Origin of the sequence: Vibrio sp. 11-4(1), assembly GCF_013048625.1 — a bacterium.
Lineage (GTDB): Bacteria > Pseudomonadota > Gammaproteobacteria > Enterobacterales > Vibrionaceae > Vibrio > Vibrio diabolicus.
Genome location: NZ_VHSY01000037.1, coordinates 1 through 2,356 on the forward strand (window position 1 = coordinate 1; position 2,356 = coordinate 2,356).

Sequence of the window (2,356 nt, forward strand, 5' to 3'; positions counted from 1 at the left end):
ACATAACAAACAATTTAAGAGGGATTCCCAACGCTTGGCATTTTTGGTTCTACTTCAAATTAAGTGTTTATGGCACAATGCCTTAGGTTTGGGTGGTAGCGTTGCTCACCCCTTAATTGGGCGTTATGCTCTTAGGAGGAAGTTGTGTTTCTCAGGGAAAAAGAGAAAGCTTTGAATAAAGGTGCAATTTTAATCGGCACTATAGGTATTATCTGTATTTCTATTGCTTCAGGAAGCTTATTTGTAGCGCTAGGTTTGAGCTCAATAGCCGTAATTAGCTTATTACTACAGCAAAAATTTCCGGATAAAAGTGGTCTTTACAGCATCGAGGTCCTAGGTGGGCGTATTACTCTTAAACTTGGCAACAGTACACTTTGGCATTTGAATGTATGTGATGTTGAATCTTCTGATATAAGTTACTCAAGGGACGGCAAAGTGCTCAAAGAAATTACTTTAAAAACAGCGAACGACAGTTATGTATTACCAAAACTTGAGTGCTTTGAAACTACCGAAGTTTCGCTGCTTGTAAGTTTTGTGCAAACCCTAAAAGAACGAGCATAACAAATTGTTCAAGAGTGATTCGGCACGCGTGGCATTTTTACTATGCGTTGGTTTTAGTGGTTAAGGTGGTATGCAGCGGCTTTTGTATTGCGTGCCTCACACCTTAACAAGGCGTTAGGCAAAAACGAAAGGTATTACATGACAATTGATCAGTGGGTTTCTATTTCAGCAAGTATTGGTGCATGTTTATCAGCGATTGCAGCCCTTTTTGCGGTAAAGTTATCTTCAAAACACAGTAGAGCTTCGTATAAGCCAGAATTAGTTATTTCTAAGAAGCCATTTAAATCTTCAGCTACTAGTAGTGATGCACCTACTGATTGGCTTGAAATAGATGATGAAGAAAATAGCGATACACATAAGCGTAGTTACTTTTCACTACCATTAAGTAATGTAGGCTTGGGAGCAGCCAAACAAATAGAAGTCAATTGGAGCTTTCCAATTGAATCTATGGTTAAAAGTGTCAATAAAATAACTCAGGAAAATCATATACAAGCATATTTTAAATATGACAATGGGATGCTGAGCTATGATACTGAAAGTGGTAAGAAAAGTGTGTCAGTTTGGAGAAATCAAAAGGAATCAAAGTTGGACTTTGTTTTACCTTCCTCTGTGGAAAGTAACTCTTCTGAGCTGTTTTTACCTCCGGCATACATCCAACTCGTATCTGCTGTGATTTATTTTTATTTTCAAAATGACCGGAAAGAACAGTTTCCAGACCTTCCTAATATTCAAGCAAAAGTATCGTATTTTGATATAGGTGGAAAAAAACATACTTGTAAGTTTGAGCTTAGCACCGAGATTGCAATGATCACGGGTAATGGTAGTGAGTTTCAAGGGTATATCGAGAGTAAAAATGCCTAACAAACAATTTAAGAGGGATTCCCAACGCTTGGCATTTTTGCTTCTACTTCAAATATAGTGTTTATGGCACAATGCTCTAGGTTTGGGTAGTAGCGTTGCTCACCCCTTAATTGGGCGTTAGCTAAACAAGGAAAGTTCATGAATAGATTATCAGTTGTTGGGTTATGGGTAGGAATTATTGCAGGTATTTTTGGTGTCTGCTGGAGTGTTTACACTCATTGGAGCCCATTTGACGATAAGCTAACGAATTCAGATGATTTTTTAGGAATCTGGCAGTCAAAGTACAGTTACTCAATAACCAACGGTACAGCAACAGTTAATGGAACTACAGAATACTTTAAAAATGGAATGTACAACTTTACTGGTATTATGGTAATTGATTCCAAGACCAGTGATGCCAGTACGATAAAGGTTATGTACGACATTGATGGTGCGGGAGAGTGGGAGCATGATACCAAGAATTTTTATGTCAAATTAACAGACTCAAAAACTTACCCGCGATTTTTACAAATAGACAATAGGAACTTTGACCTAAAGGAGCCTAAGTTTAAAGCCCTTGTTCCTGCGCTTGAAGATTTCATTCCAAGCAACCTCACGGAGCAATACGTCATTGTAGAAAAAGATGCTAAAAATATCGTTTTCGAGCTAGACGACCCGTTTGGTAAAACCTTTTCTATGGTCTTGCATAAAGTAGACAAAAGGTTTCAGAGGTAATAGTTTAGCTAACAATCTGTTTAAGAGGGATTCGCAACGCGTGGCATTTTTACTATGCGTTGGTTTTAGTGATTAAGGTGGTATGCGGCGGCTTCGGTATTGCGTTGCTCACCCCTTAACAGGGCGTTATAAACAAGAGGAGATTTTCGATGGGAAGTAAGATCCCTGAAGCTAGGCTAGGATCTGGCAATCGTGTAGCTGCAACTGATTATGAGAATAA

Annotated in this window: 3 protein-coding genes; all 3 read left to right on the forward strand. The window is 38.5% G+C overall.

Going from position 1 to position 2,356, the window contains the following annotated elements; translation table 11 throughout:
* Positions 1 to 144: 144 nt before the first annotated feature.
* The 3 genes from FKN16_RS24115 to FKN16_RS24130 all read left to right on the forward strand — a co-directional run bounded on the left by FKN16_RS24115 (position 145) and on the right by FKN16_RS24130 (position 2,136).
* A complete protein-coding gene (locus FKN16_RS24115; protein ID WP_170903723.1) occupies positions 145 to 561 on the forward strand; it encodes a hypothetical protein in 417 nt (138 codons plus the stop codon).
* Positions 562 to 699: 138 nt separating this feature from the next.
* The gene (locus tag FKN16_RS24125) at positions 700 to 1,422 is read left to right on the forward strand and encodes a hypothetical protein (protein WP_170903724.1); all 723 of its coding nucleotides are present in this window, start codon (positions 700 to 702) and stop codon (positions 1,420 to 1,422) included.
* A 138-nt stretch (positions 1,423 to 1,560) separates the two neighbouring features.
* Positions 1,561 to 2,136, forward strand: a complete 576-nt coding sequence (locus tag FKN16_RS24130; RefSeq protein WP_170903725.1) for a hypothetical protein — start codon at positions 1,561 to 1,563, stop codon at positions 2,134 to 2,136.
* Positions 2,137 to 2,356 lie beyond the last annotated feature (220 nt).